Here is a 23,812-nt window from a genome sequence, read left to right on the forward strand (position 1 = left end):
TTAGTGGCTTGAGGATGTCTTTATTCAATTTGGGTTTAATAAAGGTGCTTTTGAGTAGAGTACGTTGCAAAAGTCTTCAATTCCGTCAATTAAGCGGGCCGTGGGGCGTTGATACGTGTCCGAGTGCATAAGGTGAATGCGATGATGGGCAACGGCGTCTAAGGTGGGCCATTGTTGCCAGGCTTTAAGCCAATTAGCCTGCACTTCGCTTTGACCGCCCAATAAAATAACGTTGGGATTGCGGGCAATCACGCTTTCAATGCTGACCGTTGGGGTGAGGGTGGGCAAGTCGGCAAAGCTATTATGCGCGCCGCACAAGGTGATAATTTGACCGATAAATTGGCTTTGATTAATGGTCATGAGTGGCTCATTCCATATTTGATAAAATACAGTCAGTTTGAGTTGGTGCTTATTACGCAAGGCGTGTTGTTGCAGGATTGTTTCTAGACGTTGTGCAGTAGGTTCGCTAATAGAATTTGTATTGATAAGTTTTCCAAGTACCTTGATTTCTTTAGGAATATCATTTAGGTTTTTAAGCGTGCTGGTGTGGACTTTAAAGCCCAGTTGCTCTAAACGTTCGAGGTCTTTAGGCCGGTTGCCTGCGTCCCAGGCCAAAATAAGATCGGGCTGGAGTTGAATGATTTTTTCAAGATTAATGGCATCATAGCGCCCTATATTGGTCACGGCTTTGGCCGCTGGCGGATAGTCTGAATAATCCACTGCACCCACTAAAAGATGCCCCGCACCCGCCGAGAACAACAGCTCGGTAATATGAGGGGCTAAACTGATAATGCGCGTGGGACTTTGAGTTGTTTGAACAGGGTTTGACCAGGCCTGGTGCATTGGCAAAAGCAACCACCCCATGATGCCAAAAACTGCCAAAACGAGTGATTGCCTAGTTTTTAAAAGTAATTTGTCTCTTAGGATGTTGCCAAACAATGGGTCAAATAACCGAGCCAACAATGGCTTACGCCTTGGCCAGTGACGGTTGAGCGTTGACGCGATACCAGGCTAATAATGCTATAACAAAAGCGATAGAACCCAGTTGACTGTTGTACAAGGCCAATGCGCCTAAACTTACGGCCAAAGCAACTAAAGCCGGCCATTGCGATGCACGCCACAGTGCAAACACAGCAAATGCTAAGGCAACCCAGCCTAATACTCTGTGGTGTATGGCCAAACCAAGTTGACTTGAAAGATCGCACAGCAGTCCTTCTGCACCGGTTTGACAACTAAGGGTTAATGCCTGGTTTTGCAATAAATACACGCGCACTAACCACCAAAGTCCTAATACTAAGGCCATGATGAACCAAGGTTTTATAACAATGCTTAGCTTTACACTGCGTAAGGCGGGCAACAGTAGCCAAGCCAGTAGCGCCATCCAAACCACCCATTGATTTGCTTGCCAGTTGGTTAGCGTTTCAATCCACAGCACGATGCCTAGGCTGATAATAATGAGAACGCTTAAACTGGCTTCTAATCCTAATTGTGCGTGCTTGATGGCGTAAGTTCGAGTAGGCCAATATAACACCGCTAAACTGCCCACCAATAAAGCTACCGAGGCGTTATTAAAGTTGCCATAACGTCCGTCAAATACAAAACCTAATACCGATGTAATTAAAATCAGCAGGGCTAAAATAGTCATTAGGCTTGCGGATGTTACAAACGTCCACGAAGCTTGGGGTTTAACTTGAATTAAAAATGTGCTTAAGTCTAATGAGGTAGAAGGGCTACGGCTTATCAGTTTTTGCAGGGCATGAATGCTTAAAACCCCCGCCACAAACAAGACAAAACCAGCGCCAAGCCATTCAAATATATTGCGTTGCGCCAACCAATATACCTGCGCTTGGTAAATCCATAAAAACGCAATAATGCCCATAAAAGCGGTGATGGCAATCTGTTGGGCTGTGCTAAGGTGAGCGCGTTTAACGGGCTTTATGTTAGTAAGTAACAGCACTGCAAATAGCACGGTGCTCAGTCCGGCGTATAGTAACCAATTAGGGTGATTGGTTACCGCGCCGTGTAAAATGTCTTTGTTATTTCGGTCTGCGTCCCATAAGCCCCAGTAACCGCCAACGGTACCTTCGTTGGCGCGTTTCCAAGGTTGGTCAAACGCTTCTATTAAATTGTAATTCCAGTTTTTCTCAATGGCTAAGTTAATAAACTCACGCATAAATTGCGCTTGATTAGCGCGGCTTGGAATAGCCTCTTCACGCCAACGCCCTTGACTTGGCCATCCGGTTTCGCCAATTAGTAGTGGCTTATTGCCTAAAATATGCTCAACTTCTTGGCGAACATTGGCCAAGTGTTCAATGGCATGATGGACGTTGATTGGGTCATCTTCCCAATAAGGCAAAATATGAATGGTGACAAAGTCAACTTCTTGAGCCAGCTGTGGGTTTTTGAGCCAGTATTCCCATACATCGGCGTAGGTAATAGGCAGGTCAGGCAGTTGTTGTTTAACTTGGCGAATGTAGCCAATCAGTTGTTCGGCGGTTACTTCGCCACGTAACAAGGTTTCGTTGCCAATGACCAGACCTTTCACCACATCGGGATTGGCACGCGCTAGAGTAACTAACGCGTCCAATTCGGTTTGGGTGTTAATGGGGTCGCGACTAACCCACGCTCCTAAATAGACTTTGAGGCCATGTTGACGTGCTACTTGTGGAATCTCTTCTAGTCCAGTAACCGAATAAGTTCGTATGGTTTCAAAGTCTTGCGCCAATAAAGCCAGGTCTGTTTGAATGCGCCCAGGCGTTAGAACAAAATCGCCATTGAGAGGTGATTGATGTTTGTCAAACGGTGCATATGAAATGGATTGCATTTTGCCTGGTCGCTCTACCTCAATCACGGCGTGGGGCTGGCCGAGCCAAAACCAGACTAAAAACAGTCCTATACTCACAAACAGCAGGCTAACAAAATTTTTCACAGTGCGAATCCTAAAATGACAAACGTTAAAAGAGTGTTAAATATGGGTGATAAATTAAAGCAATTTTATTTAGTTTTAAATTAAGTCTTAAAGAGACCTTTCGCACCCACTCGTGCAGAGGCGCTATTTTATACGACAATCAGCAAAACAGTGTGCAGTAATAACCGATAGCGACCGCTTTTTAATTGACACAAACGCTAACTGCATTAGTTTGGGTTTTTTGCGTGCCATGCGAAGGGTTCTTTTTAAAAAAAATGAGCCTTAAAAACCAGGCCGGATAATACCAAAAAAGCCATTGCAAAAATATAAAGCACGCGCGGTTTCAGAGTAATAAGTGCATTTAAAATAGAATTTTTAGCCGACAATTCATTCGTGCAAAGGTTTAAATTAAATGTGTAGGAAAATGTAGAGTAATTTATCAGGCACTCTATCTTGGTCTTAAGTGAGTCTTAAGTTGGTTTAAAATTGCTTGACAGTCACTGTCAGTACATTAGTATGCGTGCAGTTTGGTTGTGTAAAATCGTGCACAAAATAGTAGAGGTTTTAAGATGAGTGATGTTCATGAGCGTGACGGTTTGTTAACTATGGGGCTGTATGCAGCCGCACATTGAATTTGAGCAAACCGCTCATGGGTTGCGCTGTGTATTAAGCGGTGATTGGACGCTGGCGCACTTAACGTCCATAACCGCTATTACTTGGCCAACGTTGAGCTCACCCATTGAGCTGAACGGTGCTAAATTGGAACGTTTAGACACCAGTGGCGCGTGGGCGTTATTGCGGGTTTTGGCTAATTTGTCTTGCTCATCCAGTCCATCAAGCGTGCTTGATTGCGTGCAATGGAAAAATGTTAGGCCGCAACATCAAGCTATTTTAGACTTGGTGCAAACTCATTTACCACAAAGCCAAATGACTCTTGAAGAGCCAAAGCATTACCCATTATATCGTTTGGGTCGTTGGACGCTTGAACGGTTACACGACTTAAAAGGCATGCTGTATTTTATTGGCAGTTTAACGCTTGAGTTTGGGCGTTTAATAGCCGCTCCCCATAGATTTAGAACCAAAGAATTTACCAATCAAGTAGAAGAAGTGCTTATATACGCGTTGCCTTTGGCGTTTTCTATGATGTTTTTACTGGGCATTGTGTTTAGTTATTTACTAGGATTACAAGCCAAACAGTATGGTGCCAATATTTTTGTGGTCGACGGCTCGGTCTTGGCCTTGTGCCGGGAACTTAGCCCGGTGATTGTGGCGATTTTGGTCGCAGGGCGTTCCGGAGCCGCTATGACCGCGCAATTGGGTACCATGAAAGTGTACGAAGAAATTGATGCTATGAGCGTACTGGGATTGTCGCCCATGGCCGTGTTAGTGATACCGCGTATTTTGGCACTGCTTATTGCTTTGCCATTATTGGTGTTTGTAGGTGACATAGCGGGTGTGCTAGGCAGTATGTTAGTGGCGGCTCAGCAGTTAGACATAACCCCCGTGGTGTTTCTTAATCGGTTAAGCGAAGTGTTTGAGATGAAAACCTTACTCATCGGTTTATTAAAAGCGCCAGTGTTTGCTATTTTTATTGCAGTTATTGCCTGTTACATGGGGCTAAATGTGGCTAAAGACGCACGCAGCATTGGCTTAAACACCACCGCCACCGTGGTACAAAGCATTGTGGCAGTGATTTTAATTAACGCAATTATTGCTATTACGCTTGTAAAGCTTGGAATTTAAGATGAACGAAGTTCATAACAGTCAATCCATCGACGATGCACTTACGTTAATTAACGTCAATCAATTAGTAACTCGTTTTGGCAAAAATACCGTTCATGAGAGTGTGAGTTTTACGGTAAAACGTGGCGAGGTCGTGGCGTTAATTGGTGGCAGTGGTACGGGTAAATCGGTGTTATTGCGCGAGATGGTGGGATTGCTTAGACCCACTCAAGGCACGGTATCTTTGTTTAACCAAGCTATTTGGCAAGCCAATTCTCAAGAGCTTAGCGCCTTACGTCAACGATTTGGTATGTTGTTTCAAGACGGAGCGCTGTTTTCTTCCATAAGTGTGGAACGCAACGTGGCTACACCCTTGTTTGAGCATACTCAAATCGGTCAAGAGGATTGTTTGCAGTTGGCGCGTTTAAAATTGGCGCTGGTAGGTTTACCCGCGTCAGCCGCGCAAAAAATGCCCAATGAATTGTCGGGAGGCATGCGCAAACGAGTTGCTTTGGCGCGCGCCATGGCGCTTGATCCAGAATTACTATTTTTAGATGAGCCTACCTCGGGGCTTGATCCTATTTCGGCGCGGGCATTTGATGACTTAGTGCGAACATTGGCTGACAACTTAGGTTTAACGGTGTTTTTAGTCACTCATGATTTAGATACTTTGTTGGGCATTGTCGATCGAGTGATTGTGTTGTCGGCCGGTAAGGTCTTGGGTGATGGCACTGTGGATGACATCAGACGCATATCTGACCCTTGGTTAACGCAATATTTTAATTCGCGCAGTGATTTAGAGCATTAAGCGTTTGGCGTAATAAACCGTGGTCTTTCAAAGTAATAAAAGGAAATTAACATGGAAAATGAAGCGCGTTACGCTGTTGTAGGCGGTATTGTGCTGTTACTATTGGCTTTGTTGGCTGGTACAGTGGTGTGGTTAATGGGCGGCACTGACAAAACAGAATATCGCTATTATTCAATTTATTTTCATAAACAGTCTATGGACGGTTTGGACGCCAAAAGTGCCGTTAAATTACGCGGGGTAAAAGTGGGCGATGTAACCGAGTTTACGTTTGTAAAAGGATCTAAAGAAGCCGTTAGAGTTAACATTAAAGTCGATGCGAATACGCCGGTTCACAGCGACACTACGGCGGTAATTAATCGCAATTTAATAACCGGCATTGCCATGGTAGAACTTAATAATACCGATGTTCAAAGCCCTTTGTTAACCAATGTGGCCGACGGTGAGCTCTATCCCTTAATTCAAGAAGGCAGTTCTGATTTAGAAAAAGTAGCCACAGACGCGACTAAGGTGGTGCAAAGCAGTTCGGAAATGTTGGATAAAATCAATCTTATGCTTAATGATCAAAATCGTGATGCAGTAACGCAAATTTTACTCAATACAGCCACGTTTTCTGGGCAGTTAGTGCAACAACAAGACGCATTGGCCAGTACGTTAAATAGTTTTGAACGCGCCGCCACTCAAATTAATCAAACCGCCATAAGCCTTAAAAATACTACGGAACGTTTAGAGTCCAAATTTACGCAAGTGGGAGTGCAAAGCCAGGCAACACTTCAACAAGTATCGAGCAGTTTTATGGAGATTCAGCAACAGTCCACCGCATTATCGCTTGAGTTGCAAACATTAAGTCGGAGCGCTCAATTTCAGTTAAAGCTGATGGCCACCGACGTTCATGATGTAAGCGATGCACTCACGACTACCGGACAGCGTTACGCTAATCCAAGGGCGTTATTGCTAGAGGCCGGTAAACCCGCTACGGCACCCGGAGAATAAGATGAAGTTTTTACCCACATTATTGGTTTTAAGTGTTTTGAGTGCAGCCACTTTATTAAATGGTTGCAGTGTCTTGGGTGGCATATCGGGCAGTGATAAACCCGTCACAACATTTGTACTTTCCCCTGAATTTTCTAAGGCAGATAAGCTTACTGGGCAAACACCTTTGCCATATGCTTTAGTGTTAGCACCCGTGCGAAGCAACAGTTTTGATAATCGCGAATTTTTAGTGTTTGCAAAGCAAGACAATACTCGCGGCACTTATCAATATGCACAGTGGAGCGAAAAACCCAGCCGCCGCTTAGATGAACTCATTTTTAGTACATTAGAGCACTCTAACGTGTACCAAACTCTTGCTCCACTGAGTGCCGATGTAGTAGCGCAGCATTTATTGGTCAGCGAACTATTAGAGTTTTACCATGATGCAACCAACTCACCAGGCCTGGTAACAATAAAAATGCGGTTTAGTGTATACGATCAAACACAACATGCTTTGCTGGCGCGCCAAACGTTTACCACGCAGCACGGCCTTGACCAATTTAACGCACAGGGTGCTGCCAAAGCATTTAATGTTGCCGTGGGGCAGCAGTTGTATCAGTTAACAAAGTGGTTAGGCGATTGGCAACCTAAGTCCAATTAAATACCTTTAAGCCTTTGAAAATTAATTATTATCAAAGGTCTTCTTTAATGTGTAAAAAGTTTTAACGATTTTAAAAGCGAGCGTAAAGTCATGGCGGGTTCTTTATTTGATCAACTTAAAAAAGCCGGTTTAGTGGATGCACAAAAAGCCAAAAATATAAAAAAACAAAAGTATCAACAGGTGAAACAAAGTAAAGGTAAAAGCGCTGAATCAAGCCTGAGTTTAGCGGCACAACAGGTGGCACAAGTTGAGCAGCAAAAAGCCGAGCGTGATCGTCAACTTAATCTTGAGCGTCAGCAAGTGCAGCTTAAAAAAGCCCAAGCGGCTGAGTTGCGACAAATTATTGAATCCAATCGTGTAACTCGTTATGAAGGTGAATTGCAGTACAGTTTTGCCGATGCACAAAGTGTTAAAACATTACAAGTAAGCACTAAGGTACGGCTACAATTGATTGCAGGTCAACTGCGCATTGCTAAATTTGACGAGGGATATGTTTTAATATCTGAAGAAGCGGCGCACAAAGTGCAGAGCCGAGATGAAACTGTGCTGATTGCCTTACCAAAAGATTCTGAAAGTGAGTTGCAAGGTGTAACACAAGAAGATCAGGAGTATTACGCGCGTTTTAAAATACCCGATGATTTGGTTTGGTAGGGTAATGTAAAAAAGCCTACTTGAGCGCGTCAATTAGGCTTAAGTAGGCTTGTTAAGTGGACTTATTGAGTAGGCTGTTAAAAAAGGACTCTGTTTCTAACGCATTGTGCTTAAGTAGAGTGATAATTTGGTGGCCGTTTCGCTGCTGATATCGCCCATAAGCTCTTCAATAAGTGATTTTTCGCCTTCATAATAACGTATGTTTTTAACACCAATAACATCACGTGCCACATGCCCTAAATCGCCTAAGCCATCAATCATGCCGTTGTCACGTGCTTCATCGCCCAGCCAAACCAGACCGGTATAAGTATTTTTATCTTCTTTAATTCGATCACCTCGTCCAGCGCGAACGGCGGCAATAAATTGTTGATGCGTACGTTCAAGGACTTTTTCTTGAAAGAATTTACGTCCTTCTTCGTCTTTTGGGCTAAAGGGATCAATAAAGGTTTTATGTGCGCCGGCATGCATGGAGCGGTTTTCAATGCCAATTTTTTGCATGAGTTCGGTCACGCCAAAGCTGTCCATGCGAACGCCAATTGAACCGATTAGAGAGCCTTCGTTGGCGTAAATAGTGTCTGCGGCCACCGCAATGTAATAGCAACCAGAGGCGCAAATATCTTCTACTACAACATAGACTGGTTTGTTGTGTAATGCTTTTAGGCGCTCAATTTCATCATTTATAAGGGCTGATTGAACAGGGCTGCCGCCGGGTGAGTTGGCTTGAATTACGACCGCTTTACTGTGTGGATGAGCAAATGCGTCTTGCAATAAAGGGTTTATCACCTCGGCACTGACTTTTGTGCCCGGCATAATGGCTCCTTCGAGCTTAACTACCGCAACATGATCTTTACCATGCTGTGCTTGCATGGCGTCACTGGGGCTCATGCTTTGAACCGCTAAGTAGACAAAGAAAACAACATAGGCAGCAATGGCTAATTTTAAAATATTGGCAAAACGACGAGACCAACGCTCTTGTTTGACGAGCGATTCAACGGCCAGTGCTAAACGGTCAAATCCATTGTTTTGAATCGAATTTTCGTTAATTGAATGGCTTAAACTACTTTTAGAGCTGTTTACTTCACCACTTTGAGGGTCATGTTCCATTGTGAATCCTTTATAATAAAAATCTAGCCCACCATTCTACTTGCTTTTAAATTATGACCCAAGAAAATATGCCTGATACTCCTCCATCTTTATCAAAATTTGCGTTTGACATAGAGGCTTTTTTAAAGCAATTGACGCAACGTCCTGGCGTGTATCAAATGCTTAACACACAAGGCGTAATTATTTACGTAGGTAAGGCTAAAAATCTTAAGCGTCGGGTGTCGAGTTATTTCAAAAAGAATCACGAAGAGCGCAAAACAACCGCCATGGTGGCGCAGGTAGCACGCATTGAAATAACCGTGACCGACACCGAAAGTGAAGCGCTTATTTTAGAAAATACGCTTATTAAACGCCATAAACCTAAATACAATATCTTGTTTAGAGATGATAAATCGTATCCGTATTTGTTTGTGTCCACGGGTAAGCCATTCCCATCCCTAAGTTATCATCGGGGCGCTAAGCGGCGAGTGGGCGAATATTTTGGCCCGTTTCCAAACGCGAATGCTGTGCATCAAACGCTTCAGTCACTTCAAAAACTTTTTCTGGTTAGGCAGTGTGCTGAAAGTGTGTTTAATCATCGTTCACGCCCATGCTTGCAATATCAAATAAAGCGATGCTCTGCACCCTGTGTAGACGGTTTGATAACTCAAGCGCAATACAGTGAAGACGTTAGACATACCATGATGTTTTTGGAAGGCAAAAGTTTTAACGTGATTGACGAGTTAGCGCATAAGATGGAGCGCTCAGCCGAGTCGTTGGAGTTTGAGCAGGCGGCTCTTTATCGCGATAAAATTGGTGCTTTGCGAACAGTACAAAATCAGCATTTAATCAATCAGCCTGGCGTTAAAGACTTGGACGTTATTGTCAGTACGGAGCAGGCCAATCAAATTTGCGTGTGTTTGATGATGTATCGAGGTGGAAACTTATGGGGTAGCGAGCATTTTTACCCTAAATACCTCGAATCTGCGACAGAATCGGAGGTGCTGTCTGCATTTATTGCCCAACATTATCAATCGCATACTGTACCAGCCGAAATTTTATTGCCACTAAAGCTCCATGAGCAGTCTGTTTTGCAGGCATGGTTAACGCACGAGCGTCAAACCGCCTTTAAGCAAGGCAGTTCTGTTGCACTAAAACAACCCACGCACGCAACAGCCAAAGGTTTAGTGCAATTGGCACTTACCAATGCATTGTCAGGTTTAAAACAGCATCTTATGCAAAAAGCCACCCAAGCAGATCGCGTTGAAGCTCTGCAAGAATCACTGTCATTGGCGTGCAAACCCAATTACATTGAGTGTTTTGATATCAGTCACACTCAAGGTGATCACACGATTGCCAGTTGCGTAGTGTTTACAGACGGTGTTCCCAACTCTCAGGCGTATCGAAAATTTAATATTAATGGCATAACGCCAGGAGACGATTATGCCGCCATGTTTCAGGCTATGTCTCGCCGTTACAGCCGTTTAAAAAACGAGCAGGCTACTTTGCCCGATTTAATTGTTGTCGATGGCGGCAAAGGCCAGCTGAATAAAGCCATTGAAGTGCTTAAACTGCTTGAACTGGAGCACGTGCCGTTGGTTTCGGTGGCAAAAGGTGAGGGACGCAAAGCGGGTCTAGAAATTTTGTACACGCCCCATGACGAAGAGGGTATTGATTTGCAAGCCGATGATATTGCGTTGCATCTAATTAATCATATTCGTGATGAGGCTCACCGTTTTGCTATTACTTCGCATCGCGCTAAACGCACTAAAGTACAAACGCACTCATCACTAGAGGCGATTGAAGGTATTGGTCCTAAAACACGAAAAACTTTATTATTGCATTTTGGCGGGCTGGGCGAGGTCAAAGAAGCATCCGTGTCTGAGTTGTCAAAAGTAAAAGGCATTAGCCGAGACAAAGCCGAACGGATTTATGATTTTTTTCATGGTGCACTATAAATTGGTATTTGTAATGAATCTAAATAATGAATTCAAATAATGAACCCAAGCAGTTAGCATAACCAACAGTTTATATTTTATACAGCCTATAAGTCGTAGCCATAGGTTGTGTTAATATGAGAAAAATTTTTTTAATACATTTTGTACACACTATCGTAAAACCACACATAACCTTAAAAGCCCCGTTTATGAACTTAAAATCCTTACCCATGATGATGACGTGGTCACGCGTTGTTTTAATACCTGTTTTTATCATTCTTTATTATTCGCCACTTGAAGAAGCTCGTTTTTGGGCAGGCCTGGTCTTTATGATTGCCGCCATTACCGACTGGTTTGATGGCTACCTTGCGCGTAAATTGGGCTCTGACAGCAAGTTAGGCGCATTTTTAGACCCTGTTGCCGACAAGTTGATAGTGGCCGCCGCGTTAATTGTAGTGGCGGCAGAGTACCATGATAATTTATGGGTAATTGTTTCGGCGATAATTATTATGATGCGCGAAATTGGCATTTCTGCATTACGAGAGTGGATGGCTGAAAATAATGCTCGTGAAGTCGTGGCGGTTTCTAAACTAGGTAAAATTAAAACAGCCTCACAGTTGGCCGCACTAACGTGGTTGTTGTACGGTGGCGAGCTTTGGGGCATTAATTGGGGTGCGTTAGGGTTTCCAATGCTCTACTTTGCCGCCACACTGACTTTGATTACCTGGATACAATACACTAAGGCCGCTATGCCTGAGTTAATTCGATCAACAAAATCATAATATTAATCATAAGGTTAATGTTTAAGTTGAAAAGTAGCACTTTACATGGGCAACAAGCTCTGCTGATTTGTTTTAAATTTTTTCTAAAAACTGCTTGACGTTTAAAGGCTAATCCCTATAATACGCAACATCAAGCGGGAATAGCTCAGCGGTAGAGCACAACCTTGCCAAGGTTGGGGTCGCGAGTTCGATCCTCGTTTCCCGCTCCAAAGGCGGAATAGCAAAATGGTTATGCAGTGGATTGCAAATCCATCCATCCCGGTTCGATTCCGGGTTCCGCCTCCATTTTTGCTACGCAAAGATAATTGCATTACTGCAAAACCGTATTTTAAATTGCAAACTGTAATTTTAAATACAAATCCATGTATGCCCAGGTGACGAAATAGGTAGACGTAGGGGACTTAAAATCCCCCGCCCGAAAGGGCGTGCCGGTTCGACTCCGGCCCTGGGCACCATTTCTTGTTTTTATTCTGTACAATCCAGTATTAATTTAACCTCTGAAACCCACTGTCTAAAACTACTTTAAGATATTAATCTGAATCAGTGTTATCTGTTCTCACTCTAATCCCGCTATTTTTTACTGTAATCCCTCCATTTATAACCTCAGTTAAAAGTAGAGGGTTAAGCCACGTCCAGTAAATACCTTGGCGGCGCACGACCAAAGGCTGAATTTAGTCGCACCAAGGTTTCTATTAAAACTATTCTATAAATACAATGTATTGTAGCTTCCATAGGTCAAATAGCAGTTTGATATTTCCTTCGTCATCACCGTTAAGCATAATCTGTTCTTGGGTTAAAAAAGATTGATTGGCTAAAAGTGTTATAAATGCATCCGTTGCTCCAAAGCTGTCCCAAATGGCGCCGTTAACATACAGTAAAGTGTTTTGGTCAACCTTAGCGAACGCAAAGCGGCAGACGGGGTCTTTAATTAAACCTGGTTCTACTTGCAACGCGCCCATAAAATCTTCTATGTCGGGGGTTTCTTCTTCGGTGAGTGGTTCTGGCAGTTGTTGAGCCGCCACCGAATCGAGCTGGGTGGCAAAACGCCCAAACCAGGTTTTTAGTAAGGTTTTGTCGGTTAAGATGTTGGCTAATAAAGCCTGCGCTTGTTCGGCGGCGGCATCGGTAATTTCACCTGGGTTTAAGCCAACGGGCCAAATTGGGTCACGATATAAGGTTTTAAAGCCGGCCATTTCACTTAAATGGTCGCCAAAACTGTCCCACAACTCTTGGCCACGGTAACTGCGGTAGCCGATTGAATAGGTCATGCATTGATCGTCTAGGGCGATGCCGTGATGACCCCATTTTGGCGGTAGGTATAAAATATCGCCTTTTTCAAACACGTAATCTTCTTCAACTTTAAAGGTTTGCATTAGGCGTAAATCGACACCCTGAATGTAATTGCTTTCAAGGCAGTCTTGTGCGGTTAACAGCCATTGACGTGAGCCGGCGGCTTGCAGTAAAAAAACGTCATAATGGTCAAAATGCGGGCCAACATTGCCGCCTTTGGTGGCGTAGCTAATCATAATGTCGTCAATGCGCCAGCGTGGTAAAAAGTCAAAGTCGTTTAACAGATCGGTGACTTCGGGAATGAGTCGGTCGACACCTTGAATGAGTAACGTCCAGTCTTGTTCGGGCAATGTTTGGTAGGTGTTTTCATCAAATGGGCCTTTAAGAAGCTGATAATCTTGCTCGCCTTTTTGGATGACGATGCGGCTTTCCACTTCGTCTTCAAGCGATAAACCGGCCAGTTCTTCGGGTGAAACCGGCGATTCAAAATTGGGCAGGGCGTTGCGAATAACAAGGGGCTTTTGTTGCCAGTAGTCTTTTAAAAACGTTGCTAAATCAATGTCTTGAAACTTAATCATAATATGGCCTTTGTATTTAATTTAAAACCCTGCAAACTAAAAAACCCACTCGGTCTTACCAGGCCTGGTGGGTTTGATTAACTGGTACAGCGACGTTTAAACGACGTTTAACGAGGTTTTAACGCCCTTTTAACAGGGTAATCGCCAGCTCGATGTTGCCAGCTTGTTGCGCGGCATTACCAATGTAGGTGGCGGGTGTTAAGTTGCGTAGGTATTCTTTGGCGTCTGCCGGCAAGCCTTCAAGTCCGTCAACAAAGTTTTGCATAATTTCTTTGTTTACGCGTTGGCCGCGTGTTAACTCTTTTAAACGCTCGTAGGGTTTTTCAAAACCGTGGCGACGCATAACCGTTTGAATCGCTTCTGATAAGACTTCCCAGTTGTTGTTTAAATCATCGCTCATGGCTTGCGCATTGACCTCTAATTTACTTAACCCTTTTAATGTGGCTTGTAACGAGATAATGGTGTGCGCAATGCCCACGCCCAAGTTACGTAACACGGTTGAGTCGGTTAGGTCACGCTGCCAGCGTGAAATGGGCAGTTTTTGACTTAAATGCTCAAAAATGGCGTTGGCCAGGCCTAGGTTGCCCTCTGAATTTTCAAAGTCAATTGGGTTAACCTTGTGCGGCATGGCCGATGAACCGATTTCGCCCGCGATGGTTTTTTGTTTAAAAAAGCCAATCGAAATGTAGCTCCAAACGTCGCGGTCAAAGTCGATTAAAATCGTATTAAAACGTTGCATGGCTTGAAAGTATTCGGCAATAAAGTCGTGCGGTTCAATTTGTGTGGTGTAAGGGTTCCAAGCCAGTCCAAGACTTAACACAAATTGTTCAGACAATTCGTACCAGTTTACGTCGGGGTAGGCTGCAAAATGGGCGTTGAAGTTGCCGGTCGCACCGTTAATTTTGCCCATGATTTGCACGTTCATTAATTGCTTAATTTGACGTTGCAAGCGGTAGGCGACATTGGCCCACTCTTTACCTGCCGTGGTGGGCGAAGCGGGTTGGCCGTGGGTGCGCGCCATCATAGGGATGTGCGCCATGTCGCTGGCCATTTCAACCAGTTTAGACACCAATTTATCCATTTGGGGCACAATGGTGGTTTCACGCGCTTCTTTTAACATTAAGGCATACGCTAGGTTGTTAATGTCTTCCGAGGTGCAGGCAAAATGCACAAACTCGCTGAGCGCATCCAACTCGCTGTTGTGCGCGCAATGTTCTTTAATAAGGTATTCAACCGCTTTAACATCGTGGTTGGTGGTGCGTTCTATCTCTTTTACGCGTTGCGCCATGTCTAAAGAGAATTCGTCGACTAATTTCATTAAATGTTCTAGCGCCGCTGGGCTTAATTTAGGCACTTCGGCAATGGCAGGGTGATTGGCCAGCATGCGCAACCAAAACACCTCAACTTTTACGCGGTTTTTAATTAAACCAAATTCGCTAAAAATTTCTTTTAAAGGGTCTAAACGTGCGCCATAGCGGCCATCAATGGGAGAAACAGCGGTGAGTTCTGAAAGTAGCATGCCAAACAATCCTTTTGGTCAGGTTTACGGGTGTAAGTTTAAGCGTTGCGGTGCCGTTACTTGACGACACAACGCTAATGAGAGCGAGCGTTAAAGGTTTAGTGGTGATGTCCACCTGCGCCATGAGCATGTCCGTGGCTTATTTCTTCGTCCGATGCGTCGCGCAATCCAACCACTTCTACTTCAAACGTCAATGCCATACCTGCCAAAGCGTGATTGCCGTCCACCGTCACTTGATCGCCTTCGATGGCGGTGATTTCAACCGAATGCATGCCTTGCTCTGATTGCGCTTCAAAACGCATCCCCACTTCTAAATTGTCTACACCTTGAAACATTTGGGTGGATACAGTTTGCACCAATTCATCCACGCGTTCGCCATAGGCTAAGGCGGCCGGTACGATGGTGGTAAATTTATCACCGACTTTTTTGCCTAATAGTTCAGCTTCTAGGCCGGGAATTAAATTGCCATGACCGTGCAAATACGCCAGTGGATTGCCGCTAGAGGCGTCAAGGGTTTCGCCCTCGGCATTGGTTAGGGTGTATTCAATTAGGGCGACTTTATCGTTTTGTATGGTCATGTTAAATTTCCGTATTAGCGTTTTAATTATTTTTAAAACCGCTATGATACCTATTCAAAATTAAATCTGCCAATTTTTGCCTGTTTTTAGGCTCGGAGCGTGTTCTATGTTGTGGTTAAAAATGTTTCATATCTTGTTTATGATGTCTTGGATGGCGGGGCTGTTTTATTTGCCGCGTATTTTTGTGCACTTTGTTGAAGGTCAAGCCGCGGGGCAAGACGTAAACCGCTTGGCCATTATGGCTAAAAAACTGTACGGCTTTATGACCATTATGATGATGCTGGCGATTGGCTCGGGCATTTGGTTATGGTTGCAGTTTTGGCCGATTGCTGCGGGCATGGGGTGGTTGCACGCCAAAATTGTTTTTGTTGTTTTATTGCTGGTGTACCATTTGTGGACTAAACGTCGCATGAAAGAGATGCAAGAAGGACATTTAAATCACAGCGGCGTTTACTACCGCTGGGCCAATGAAATTCCATTGGTGTTGGTCACTGTTATTCTGATTTTAGTGGTCGTTAAACCGTTTTAAACTGTTTTAAATCGTTTTAAGTTGTTTTAAACGTTACCTAAAACCACCCGCGCCTAATGACCAGGCCTGGTGGTTTTTTTGTGCTCATTTTTAAGTTTATAAATCTTAGTGAGAATGATTTTTATTTAATTATAGATTTAGCTTTGTTATTATAACGATCAATATATTATCTTTTATCCCTTATCCTTGGAGTGCCGCTATGAAGCGTTTAAATATTAGCTTAAGCCCAGAACAGTTGATTGTATTGTTTGAAGCCAACATTTTGCACCCTAGTCAAGTGCATTGTTTAGACGGAGCAACCCGCGATGCAATTAAACAGATGTGCTTAGAGTTGTGCCAGCCTCACAATTGCCAGGCGTGCTTGCATCATGCGCATTGCGCTAAAACGCTTTATTCTGCGCCAGTAAGCGCACCAGTGGGTGTTTCAATCCCATCGCTTGTGGGTCAAACTCTTAATTGAAGCCGATATTAAAGGGTATCGCTGTTCAATCAGGGGTTAATAAACGTTAGCAATATCAGTTACAATATCGCCCATTAAAAATGCAACTGGGTGAGAGTAACGTTATGTCAATTAAACAACCAACCGTCGGCGTGATTAGTTTAGGGTGTCCAAAAGCCACCGTAGATACCGAGCGCATTCTCACGCAATTGCGCATCGAAGGCTATCAGCTTACCAATTCGTACCACGACGCCGACACGGTCATCGTTAACACCTGCGGATTCATTGACAGCGCGGTGCAAGAGTCTTTGGATACCATAGGTGAAGCACTTGCCGAAAACGGCAAAGTGATTGTGACGGGTTGTTTGGGCGCGCGTGCAGAAGAAATTACCAATGTGCATCCAAAAGTTTTAGCGGTCTCAGGGCCTGCGGCGTACAGCGAGGTTATTCAGGCGGTGCATGATGTGATTGCTCCGCCGGCACACAATCCATTTTTAGATTTGGTGCCGCCACAAGGCATTAAACTCACGCCAAAACATTACGCCTATTTAAAAATTTCTGAAGGGTGTAATCACCGTTGTACCTTTTGCATTATTCCGTCGATGCGCGGTGATTTAATCAGTCGCCCGGTAAGCGAAGTGCTTAACGAGGCTAAACGTTTGCAAGAGGCAGGTGTTAAAGAGTTATTGGTGGTGTCGCAAGACACCGCTGCTTACGGCGTAGACGTTAAATACCGTACCGATTTTGCTGAAGGTCGTCCCACTAAAACCTCTATGGTTGGGTTGTCAGAAGCCTTGGGCGAAATGGGTGGCGTAGATAAATTTTGGGTGCGGTTACACTATGTATACCCATACCCCAATGTGGAAGAGGTGATTCCGTTGATGGCCGAAGGTAAAATTTTACCTTACCTAGATATGCCTTTGCAGCACGCCAATCCACGGGTTTTAAAAGCGATGAAACGCCCTGGAACCGCCGAAAAAACCCTTGAACGCATTAAGAAATGGCGTGAAGCCGTGCCCGATTTAACCATTCGCTCAACCTTTATTGTCGGATTTCCGGGTGAAACGGATGCAGAATTTGAAGATTTGTTGACCTTTTTAGAAGAGGCGCAATTGGATCGCGTTGGCTGTTTTCAATATTCGCCCGTGACCGGTGCAGTGGCCAACGATTTGGCCGAGCCTGTGCCTGATGAGGTTAAGCAAGCCCGTTATGATCGGTTTATGCAAACTCAGCAAGTGATTAGCACCGCTAAGATGCAAGCCAAAATTGGTAAAATAATGCAGGTTTTGGTCGATGAAGTGGACGATGAAGGTGCTGTAGCACGTTCGATGGCCGATGCCCCTGATATTGACGGCTTGGTATACATCGAAGGCGGCCAGCACTTAATGCCAGGGCAGTTTGTGCGCGTAGAGATTACCGATGCGGACGAATACGATTTGTGGGCGCGTCCCGTGGCCGAATTTGTTGAGCAAGTCGGTTCGGCCATTGAGTTGGGTTAGGTTTAAAATCTAACCGATTGATTTTGATTAATAATCGGTTTGATTCTGTAATAGCCATCTTATTTTCAGGCAGTATTGCCTGGCAAGTAAGGTGGCTTTTTTATGGGTTGAGAGAGGCATAAACGCCTTCTAATAGTTAAAAGCTATTAAAGCTTAATAAATATTTAATTAGATTAATGAGTCTTGGTGGGCTAAAGTACGTTTTGACATTAAATCTGTTAGTGCATTGAAAAGTATAATTAATGATTCTTAGGAGAATTAAGATGGAAAATCAAGCAACTCAAGTAATATCTTTACCACGTTTAAACGAAGCGGCACCTGATTTTGATGCGGTGACCACATACGGTCGTAAAAAGTTGGCCGACTACAAAGGCAAGTGGCTGATTCTTTTTTCACATCCTGCTGACTTTACTCCGGTATGTACAACAGAATTTATGGCGTTTCAGGCACGTAAACCGCAATTTGATGCTTTAAACTGCGAGCTATTGGGTCTGTCGATTGATTCGCATCACTCACACAACGCTTGGGTGCTTAACATTAAAGAAAAGTTTAATGTTGATATTGAATTTCCCATTATCGCTGACCTTGATATGAAAGTAGCCACCACTTACGGGATGGTTCATCCAGGTGCGGCGGATACCTCTGCGGTGCGTGCTACGTTTATTATTGATGATAAAGGCGTGTTGCGCGCCATGATGTACTACCCAATGAGCAACGGCCGTTCAATGGATGAGTTTGTGCGTTTGGTCACCGCTATGCAAGTGTCGGACGCTAACGCGTGTGCTACGCCAGAAGGTTGGCAACCTGGTGATAAAGTCATTGTGCCACCACCGTCTACCATTGAACAAGCGCGCGCACGTTTGGCTTCAAATGAATACGAGTGTGTCGATTTTTACTTCTGTACAAAATCGATTTAAATTTTAACTAATCTTTGCACGCGCGCTTTTTTATCTACGGGTAAAAAGGCACGCGTGCTTTGTTGTTTGTATTGTGGAGAAAATAAATGACGTTTCAAATAGTCAAAAAAATGTTAATCGCAGCGGCATTATTGGGTGGTTCTTGGAGTAGTGTGCAAGCACAACCTGTTTTGCCAATGAGCGAGTTTGTGGATCAGTTTGAACAACCGCAAACGCTTAATGAAAAAACCACACTAGTGATTTTTTCAGCCGACAAAGAGCCTGGGCGCTGGGTAAAAGAGAGTTTAACGCAGCTTAATATCACTGATTTAAACGCCATTAACTGGCTCTATGTGGCCGATGTATCGGCCATGCCAAGCTTTATTACCAATATGATGGCGATTCCAAAAATGAAAGACTTTCCGTTTGCCATTGCGTTAGATAAATCGGGTGACGTTACCCGTGATTGGCCGCGTAAAGCCGATCAAGTATCGGTGTATAAAATGAATAAGTTAGACGTGGCTGAAATGCTCTATTTTGACAGTGCAGAAGCTTTACTGGTGTTTTTAACCGACTTTAAAGCAAAGTCTAGCACGCCTGTGGCGGTCAACTAAAAACCAGGTGCGTTAATGAATAATCACTTTGAGCCCAAACATGCTGTGTTTACTGAATGCATTAAGGGCTTTGAGCCAGTTATTCCACCCAGTCCTAAAGTTTTGTTATTGGGGACCATGCCTAGCGTGGCCTCATTGCAACAAGACTTTTATTACGCGCATCCGCGTAATGCCTTTTGGCCTATTATGGCCGCGCTGTTTAATCAATCAACTCCTTTGGTTCATCAAGCGGATAAAGTGGCCGTTTTACAGCATGCGGGCATTTTACTGTGGGATGTGTTGGCGGCTTGCCAGCGTCACGGCAGTTTAGACAGCGCCATTCAACAACCGGTTGCCAATGATTTTAGTGCGCTTTTTACGCGGTTTTTAACGCTTAAAACAGTCGTATTTAATGGCCAAAAAGCCCAGCAATTGTTTTATAAACACGCTTTAAAACAGCAAAACCTACCTAATGACTTGGTTTTTATCACCTTGCCGTCGAGCAGTCCGGCGCACGCCAGTTTAACCCTTGACGATAAACGCTTGTTATGGCAAGAAAAGCTGGCTTTTTTGGGGTAGAATAGCGCTCTTATTTTTGACCACTCATTATGTTAGGAGCTTTGCCTTGAAAGCAGACACCCATCAAACTACGTTTACCTCTGAACTATTGTCCCCCGCTGGCACCATTAAAAACATGGAGTACGCCTTTGCTTACGGCGCAGACGCTGTGTACGCTGGTCAACCACGATACAGTTTACGGGTGCGTAATAATGAGTTTGATGAAGAAACCCTAGAAAAAGGCATTAAGCGCGCCCACGCCTTAGGCAAAAAATTCTACGTGGTGAGCAATATCGCCGCCCACAATTCCAAAATTAAAACCTACATGAAAGACATCGCGCCCATTATTGCGATGCAGCCTGACGCGTTAATTATGTCTGATCCTGGGCTGATTTCGATGGTGCACGAAGCCTATCCCGAGCAAGAGATTCATCTTTCGGTGCAATCCAACGCAGTAAACTGGGCAACGGTTAAGTTTTGGTATAAGCAGGGCGTAAGCCGCGTGGTGTTGTCGCGTGAATTGTCGATGCAAGAAATTCGCGAAATTCGCGACGCCGTGCCCGAAATGGAAATTGAAGTTTTTGTGCACGGTGCTTTGTGCATTGCCTATTCTGGGCGCTGCTTATTGTCGGGCTACATTAATAAGCGTGACGCTAACCAAGGCACGTGCACCAACGCCTGTCGTTGGAATTACAACACTTATGATGCTAAAGAGGACGTTTCGGGTGATATTGTCGGGGTTGAAAAAATCACCGTGGCCAATATCAGCAACATCACCGATTTAACCGAGTTGACGGGATCGGCCTTTGCGGCGAGTTTTGAAGACGATATTGAGCCTACATTAGGGGTGGGCAAACCCACCGATAAAATGATGTTGCTGGAAGAAGAGGGCAGGCCTGGTGAGTTTATGCCGGCGTTTGAAGATGAGCATGGCACGTACATTATGAACTCAAAAGATTTACGCGCGGTTGAGTTGATTCCCGAAATGGTGCAAATGGGCATTCACTCGCTAAAGATTGAAGGGCGCACAAAATCACATTACTACGTAGCACGCACCGCGCAAGTCTATCGCAAAGCCATTGACGATGCGGCGGCCGGCAAGCCGTTTGACACCAATTTATTAGCCGACCTAGAAAGCTTGGCCAGTCGTGGCTACACCGAAGGCTTTTTGCGTCGCCATGTGCATTCCGAATACCAAAACTACGAGTACGGTGTATCCAAATCCGATCGCCAGCGTTTTGTGGGTGAAGTGGTGGCCGTGGGTGAGCGCGATGGTCAAGAGTATTTGGAAATTGATGTTAAAAACAAGTTTTGTGTGGGCGACTCCATTGAGATTATGAGCCCGGTGGGCAATATAACGCTTGTATTGCCCGAAATGCGCGATAAACACGATGCTCCAGTAGATTGCGCGTTGGGTTCTGGCTGGTTCGTGCGCATTCCCAATCCATTTAAAAATGTGGCGCCAGAGGTATTAATGTTTGGATTGGTGATGCGAAACGAGTCGTGGGGTGGCGATGTAAAACGCGATGCGGCCGCTAAAAAAGTCAAAGTCGAGCAAGACGCCAAAGACCTAGAAATTAGAGCGGCGGCCAAGCAACAGCCCAACGCGTTGCACTCTTAGGCACACCAAAATGGCGCTTAAAATTATAAAAGGCTGTATTAATTGCGACATGTGCGAGCCAGAATGCCCAAATAAAGCCATTTATATGGGCGATAAAATCTATGAGATTAATCCCGATTTGTGTACTGAATGTGTGGGGTTTTACGACAAACCCACCTGCATCAGCGTCTGCCCGTTGGATTGCATTATTACCGATCCGGAGCGGGTTGAGGACACGCAAACGTTGTATCAAAAATTTGAACAATTAGTGCGTGACGATAAAATTTAACACGCGCAGGTTGTTTAGGGCATTCTTTTAAACGGCTTACGTTCTTAGCTTGAAAGCGATTCTAACCAATCGCTTTTTTTATGTAGTAAACCACGGTACTTAGGTTAAAAGAGTATTAAGCAGAGTATTAAACAGTATGACCCAAACCCTTAAACTGGCACTCGCCAGTGTGCTAACCGGCTGTTTATGGCTGTTACCTAGCATGGCGCAGAGCAGTGCATTCCTTCAGAGCAGTCCATTAACTCAGTCCGACTATCAGTGGATGGGGCAGCGAATTTATCAAAATGAGTGCGCCGGCAAGCCCGAATATTTAACCCATTGGGGCGCGCGGGAGGATTTTCCATCGTTTGGTATTGGGCACTTTATTTGGTATCCCGCGCAGGTTCCGCAAACCTTTGTGGCCACGTTTGAACCCATGGTGCGTTTTGTGGCGCAAGAAGTTGCCCCACCCGCGTGGTTGCATACACAATTACAAAACGGTCAACTGTTTGCGCCTTGGAACAGTAAAAAGCAGTTTGACCAGGCCTGGTCAGGTGTGCAAATGCAACAATTGCGCGATTGGTTAGCACGTACGCACGCACCGCAAGCGCGTTTTATCGTAGAGCAGTTTTTTGTACGCTGGCAGGCGGCGTTGCAGGGGTTAAGCAATCAAGAACAGTTGCGTTTAAACGCCCGTTTAACAACGCTTATGGCGTTTAAACAAGGGCAGTTTGCGGTGATTGATTATTTTAACTTTAAGGGTGTGGGGCAAAACCCGCAAGAGCAGTATCAGGGACAAAGTTGGGGATTGATTTCGGTGATTAACGATCTCCCAGAAACGGTTTTTACACCCATTTCAGGTCAATCAGCCAATCAAACGGCGCTGGTGAATGCATTCATAACGTCGGCTAAAGCGCGTTTGGCACTTCGAGCGTCGTTAGCACCTCCGGCTCGTCAAGAAGCCAAGTGGCTAAAAGGCTGGTACAGTCGCCTGGATGGATACGCGCAACCATGACAGAGCATTCTAAAACTATGACCGCATTTAAAACCTTTAAAACGGTGGTGCAAACGGCTCGGCCTGCTTTTTTATGGTTAACGGTAGCGGTGGTTTGTTTGGGTACCGCCATTGCGCTGTTCCAGGGGGCTGTGTGGTCAGCCAGTTGGTTTGCGGTGCTTTTAGTGACAGCTCTGTTGGCGCATGTGTTGGTGAATATGCTCAACGAATATCAAGACTTTCAGTCGGGGTTGGATGATCTTACCCAAAAAACGCCGTTTAGTGGTGGCAGTGGCGCTTTGCCGCAGCATCCGCAAGCCGCTCCAGTGGTGCGTAACACATTGTGGGCTCTTGGCCTGGTGTTTATGGCGTTGGGCGCTTACATTGTGGCTCACATTGGCTGGGCTATTTTGCCGTTTGGGTTATTGGGCGTTGCGCTGATTGTGACCTATACGGCGTTTATTACCCGACAACCCTGGCTGTGTTTGCTGGCTCCGGGTTTGGCGTTTGGGCCTTTAATGGTGATGGGGACGGCTTACGCTTGGAGTGGTGTTTTTTCCGGTTTGGCGTTGGCGCTGTCGATGGTGCCATTTTTTTTAGTCAATAATCTGTTATTGCTTAATCAGTTTCCCGATAGGGAAGCTGATCAAAAAGTAGGTCGTTTTAATATTTTAATGTTGCTGGGCTTGCCCTTTGCCAGTCGTTTATTTGTGGTTTTTTTGGGGCTTGCCTATCTTAGTTTAGGCTTAAGCGTTGCAGTCTACTCGTTGCCAATGGGTGTTTATTTTGGGTTTTTAACGGCATTGCTGGCTCTGCCTATGGCTTGGTTGGTGCTAAAGTTTTATGCAAACCTAGAGAAAATGCTGCCCGCGATGGCAATGAATGTCATAATTAATATTTTTTTACCGTTAGTTATTTCAGCAGGCCTGGTTTGGCAATAATTAAAAATA

Annotated in this window: 23 protein-coding genes and 3 tRNA genes; 20 read left to right on the forward strand and 6 right to left on the reverse strand. The window is 44.7% G+C overall.

The window, feature by feature from the left end:
• Window positions 1-24: 24 nt before the first annotated feature.
• Together EP181_RS05065 and EP181_RS05070 are read right to left on the reverse strand one after the other, a co-directional pair.
• On the reverse strand, window positions 25-864 hold the full coding sequence (locus EP181_RS05065) for a cobalamin-binding protein (RefSeq protein ID WP_127470692.1): 840 nt from the start codon (window positions 862-864) through the stop codon (window positions 25-27).
• Window positions 865-967: 103 nt separating this feature from the next.
• Window positions 968-2,929, reverse strand: a complete 1,962-nt coding sequence (locus EP181_RS05070; protein WP_127470693.1) for a glycoside hydrolase family 17 protein — start codon at window positions 2,927-2,929, stop codon at window positions 968-970.
• A 594-nt stretch (window positions 2,930-3,523) separates the two neighbouring features.
• Here EP181_RS05070 and EP181_RS05075 point away from each other — a divergent pair.
• The 5 genes from EP181_RS05075 to EP181_RS05095 all read left to right on the forward strand — a co-directional run bounded on the left by EP181_RS05075 (window position 3,524) and on the right by EP181_RS05095 (window position 7,719).
• A complete protein-coding gene (locus tag EP181_RS05075; protein ID WP_127470694.1) occupies window positions 3,524-4,651 on the forward strand; it encodes an MlaE family ABC transporter permease in 1,128 nt (375 codons plus the stop codon).
• Window position 4,652: 1 nt separating this feature from the next.
• Complete coding sequence (locus EP181_RS05080; protein WP_127470695.1) at window positions 4,653-5,438, forward strand: ABC transporter ATP-binding protein; 786 nt, start codon at window positions 4,653-4,655, stop codon at window positions 5,436-5,438.
• A gap of 51 nt (window positions 5,439-5,489) precedes the next feature.
• Entirely contained in the window at window positions 5,490-6,428 is a 939-nt protein-coding gene (locus EP181_RS05085; protein WP_127470696.1) for an MlaD family protein, read from the forward strand.
• A 1-nt stretch (window position 6,429) separates the two neighbouring features.
• A complete protein-coding gene (locus EP181_RS05090; protein ID WP_127470697.1) occupies window positions 6,430-7,068 on the forward strand; it encodes an ABC-type transport auxiliary lipoprotein family protein in 639 nt (212 codons plus the stop codon).
• 90 nt (window positions 7,069-7,158) lie between these two features.
• A complete protein-coding gene (locus tag EP181_RS05095; protein ID WP_127470698.1) occupies window positions 7,159-7,719 on the forward strand; it encodes a DUF2058 domain-containing protein in 561 nt (186 codons plus the stop codon).
• 96 nt (window positions 7,720-7,815) lie between these two features.
• Here EP181_RS05095 and EP181_RS05100 read toward each other — a convergent pair whose 3' ends face one another.
• Window positions 7,816-8,823, reverse strand: coding sequence for a S49 family peptidase (locus EP181_RS05100; protein WP_127470699.1), 1,008 nt, complete (start codon window positions 8,821-8,823; stop codon window positions 7,816-7,818).
• Window positions 8,824-8,876: 53 nt separating this feature from the next.
• Between EP181_RS05100 and uvrC the strand changes: the two genes are divergently transcribed.
• From uvrC to EP181_RS05125, 5 genes are all read left to right on the forward strand, one after another.
• A complete protein-coding gene (gene uvrC / locus EP181_RS05105) occupies window positions 8,877-10,760 on the forward strand; it encodes an excinuclease ABC subunit UvrC (protein ID WP_232023532.1) in 1,884 nt (627 codons plus the stop codon).
• Between the two features lie 188 nt (window positions 10,761-10,948).
• Entirely contained in the window at window positions 10,949-11,521 is a 573-nt protein-coding gene (gene pgsA, locus EP181_RS05110; RefSeq protein ID WP_232023533.1) for a CDP-diacylglycerol--glycerol-3-phosphate 3-phosphatidyltransferase, read from the forward strand.
• 134 nt (window positions 11,522-11,655) lie between these two features.
• Window positions 11,656-11,730: transfer RNA gene (locus EP181_RS05115), tRNA-Gly, on the forward strand.
• Window positions 11,731-11,732: 2 nt separating this feature from the next.
• Window positions 11,733-11,806: transfer RNA gene (locus tag EP181_RS05120), tRNA-Cys, on the forward strand.
• An 83-nt stretch (window positions 11,807-11,889) separates the two neighbouring features.
• Window positions 11,890-11,976, forward strand: a tRNA-Leu gene (locus EP181_RS05125).
• A 243-nt stretch (window positions 11,977-12,219) separates the two neighbouring features.
• Here the strand turns inward: EP181_RS05125 and EP181_RS05130 are convergent.
• From EP181_RS05130 to EP181_RS05140, 3 genes are all read right to left on the reverse strand, one after another.
• On the reverse strand, window positions 12,220-13,389 hold the full coding sequence (locus EP181_RS05130) for a cupin domain-containing protein (RefSeq protein ID WP_127470700.1): 1,170 nt from the start codon (window positions 13,387-13,389) through the stop codon (window positions 12,220-12,222).
• 118 nt (window positions 13,390-13,507) lie between these two features.
• Window positions 13,508-14,908 carry an adenylosuccinate lyase gene (purB, locus tag EP181_RS05135; protein WP_127470701.1) on the reverse strand — a complete coding sequence of 467 codons (1,401 nt, stop codon included), beginning with the start codon at window positions 14,906-14,908 and terminating at the stop codon, window positions 13,508-13,510.
• 98 nt (window positions 14,909-15,006) lie between these two features.
• Entirely contained in the window at window positions 15,007-15,486 is a 480-nt protein-coding gene (locus EP181_RS05140) for an FKBP-type peptidyl-prolyl cis-trans isomerase (protein ID WP_127470702.1), read from the reverse strand.
• 106 nt (window positions 15,487-15,592) lie between these two features.
• Between EP181_RS05140 and EP181_RS05145 the strand changes: the two genes are divergently transcribed.
• The 10 genes from EP181_RS05145 (at window position 15,593) to EP181_RS05190 (ending at window position 23,803) form a co-directional block, all read left to right on the forward strand.
• Window positions 15,593-16,015, forward strand: coding sequence for a CopD family protein (locus EP181_RS05145; protein ID WP_127470703.1), 423 nt, complete (start codon window positions 15,593-15,595; stop codon window positions 16,013-16,015).
• Window positions 16,016-16,214: 199 nt separating this feature from the next.
• A complete protein-coding gene (locus EP181_RS05150; RefSeq protein ID WP_127470704.1) occupies window positions 16,215-16,475 on the forward strand; it encodes a hypothetical protein in 261 nt (86 codons plus the stop codon).
• A 104-nt stretch (window positions 16,476-16,579) separates the two neighbouring features.
• Entirely contained in the window at window positions 16,580-17,953 is a 1,374-nt protein-coding gene (gene rimO / locus EP181_RS05155) for a 30S ribosomal protein S12 methylthiotransferase RimO (RefSeq protein WP_127470705.1), read from the forward strand.
• A 263-nt stretch (window positions 17,954-18,216) separates the two neighbouring features.
• Window positions 18,217-18,870, forward strand: coding sequence for a peroxiredoxin (locus EP181_RS05160; protein ID WP_127470706.1), 654 nt, complete (start codon window positions 18,217-18,219; stop codon window positions 18,868-18,870).
• Between the two features lie 86 nt (window positions 18,871-18,956).
• On the forward strand, window positions 18,957-19,463 hold the full coding sequence (locus tag EP181_RS05165; RefSeq protein ID WP_127470707.1) for a hypothetical protein: 507 nt from the start codon (window positions 18,957-18,959) through the stop codon (window positions 19,461-19,463).
• A 15-nt stretch (window positions 19,464-19,478) separates the two neighbouring features.
• A complete protein-coding gene (locus tag EP181_RS05170; RefSeq protein ID WP_127470708.1) occupies window positions 19,479-20,021 on the forward strand; it encodes a DNA-deoxyinosine glycosylase in 543 nt (180 codons plus the stop codon).
• Window positions 20,022-20,067: 46 nt separating this feature from the next.
• Complete coding sequence (gene trhP, locus EP181_RS05175; RefSeq protein WP_127470709.1) at window positions 20,068-21,621, forward strand: prephenate-dependent tRNA uridine(34) hydroxylase TrhP; 1,554 nt, start codon at window positions 20,068-20,070, stop codon at window positions 21,619-21,621.
• Between the two features lie 10 nt (window positions 21,622-21,631).
• A complete protein-coding gene (locus EP181_RS05180) occupies window positions 21,632-21,889 on the forward strand; it encodes a YfhL family 4Fe-4S dicluster ferredoxin (RefSeq protein ID WP_127470710.1) in 258 nt (85 codons plus the stop codon).
• A gap of 136 nt (window positions 21,890-22,025) precedes the next feature.
• Window positions 22,026-22,883, forward strand: a complete 858-nt coding sequence (locus EP181_RS05185) for a hypothetical protein (RefSeq protein WP_127470711.1) — start codon at window positions 22,026-22,028, stop codon at window positions 22,881-22,883.
• Window positions 22,880-23,803, forward strand: a complete 924-nt coding sequence (locus EP181_RS05190; RefSeq protein ID WP_127470712.1) for a prenyltransferase — start codon at window positions 22,880-22,882, stop codon at window positions 23,801-23,803. Before EP181_RS05185 ends, EP181_RS05190 begins: the two co-directional genes overlap by 4 nt.
• Window positions 23,804-23,812: the final 9 nt, after the last annotated feature.

The sequence above is a fragment of the Thiomicrorhabdus aquaedulcis genome (genome assembly GCF_004001325.1).
GTDB classification, from domain to species: domain Bacteria; phylum Pseudomonadota; class Gammaproteobacteria; order Thiomicrospirales; family Thiomicrospiraceae; genus Thiomicrorhabdus; species Thiomicrorhabdus aquaedulcis.

Excerpts from the sequence above, each read along its gene's own strand:
- EP181_RS05065 (WP_127470692.1), bottom strand. The coding sequence starts at position 864 with ATGGGGTGGTTGCTTTTGCCAATGCACCAGGCCTGGTCAAACCCTGTT.
- EP181_RS05075 (WP_127470694.1), top strand. The coding sequence starts at position 3,524 with ATGCAGCCGCACATTGAATTTGAGCAAACCGCTCATGGGTTGCGCTGT.
- EP181_RS05080 (WP_127470695.1), top strand. The coding sequence starts at position 4,653 with ATGAACGAAGTTCATAACAGTCAATCCATCGACGATGCACTTACGTTA.
- EP181_RS05085 (WP_127470696.1), top strand. The coding sequence starts at position 5,490 with ATGGAAAATGAAGCGCGTTACGCTGTTGTAGGCGGTATTGTGCTGTTA.
- EP181_RS05090 (WP_127470697.1), top strand. The coding sequence starts at position 6,430 with ATGAAGTTTTTACCCACATTATTGGTTTTAAGTGTTTTGAGTGCAGCC.
- EP181_RS05095 (WP_127470698.1), top strand. The coding sequence starts at position 7,159 with ATGGCGGGTTCTTTATTTGATCAACTTAAAAAAGCCGGTTTAGTGGAT.
- EP181_RS05100 (WP_127470699.1), bottom strand. The coding sequence starts at position 8,823 with ATGGAACATGACCCTCAAAGTGGTGAAGTAAACAGCTCTAAAAGTAGT.
- uvrC (WP_232023532.1), top strand. The coding sequence starts at position 8,877 with ATGACCCAAGAAAATATGCCTGATACTCCTCCATCTTTATCAAAATTT.
- pgsA (WP_232023533.1), top strand. The coding sequence starts at position 10,949 with ATGAACTTAAAATCCTTACCCATGATGATGACGTGGTCACGCGTTGTT.
- EP181_RS05130 (WP_127470700.1), bottom strand. The coding sequence starts at position 13,389 with ATGATTAAGTTTCAAGACATTGATTTAGCAACGTTTTTAAAAGACTAC.
- purB (WP_127470701.1), bottom strand. The coding sequence starts at position 14,908 with ATGCTACTTTCAGAACTCACCGCTGTTTCTCCCATTGATGGCCGCTAT.
- EP181_RS05140 (WP_127470702.1), bottom strand. The coding sequence starts at position 15,486 with ATGACCATACAAAACGATAAAGTCGCCCTAATTGAATACACCCTAACC.
- EP181_RS05145 (WP_127470703.1), top strand. The coding sequence starts at position 15,593 with ATGTTGTGGTTAAAAATGTTTCATATCTTGTTTATGATGTCTTGGATG.
- EP181_RS05150 (WP_127470704.1), top strand. The coding sequence starts at position 16,215 with ATGAAGCGTTTAAATATTAGCTTAAGCCCAGAACAGTTGATTGTATTG.
- rimO (WP_127470705.1), top strand. The coding sequence starts at position 16,580 with ATGTCAATTAAACAACCAACCGTCGGCGTGATTAGTTTAGGGTGTCCA.
- EP181_RS05160 (WP_127470706.1), top strand. The coding sequence starts at position 18,217 with ATGGAAAATCAAGCAACTCAAGTAATATCTTTACCACGTTTAAACGAA.
- EP181_RS05165 (WP_127470707.1), top strand. The coding sequence starts at position 18,957 with ATGACGTTTCAAATAGTCAAAAAAATGTTAATCGCAGCGGCATTATTG.
- EP181_RS05170 (WP_127470708.1), top strand. The coding sequence starts at position 19,479 with ATGAATAATCACTTTGAGCCCAAACATGCTGTGTTTACTGAATGCATT.
- EP181_RS05180 (WP_127470710.1), top strand. The coding sequence starts at position 21,632 with ATGGCGCTTAAAATTATAAAAGGCTGTATTAATTGCGACATGTGCGAG.
- EP181_RS05185 (WP_127470711.1), top strand. The coding sequence starts at position 22,026 with ATGACCCAAACCCTTAAACTGGCACTCGCCAGTGTGCTAACCGGCTGT.
- EP181_RS05190 (WP_127470712.1), top strand. The coding sequence starts at position 22,880 with ATGACAGAGCATTCTAAAACTATGACCGCATTTAAAACCTTTAAAACG.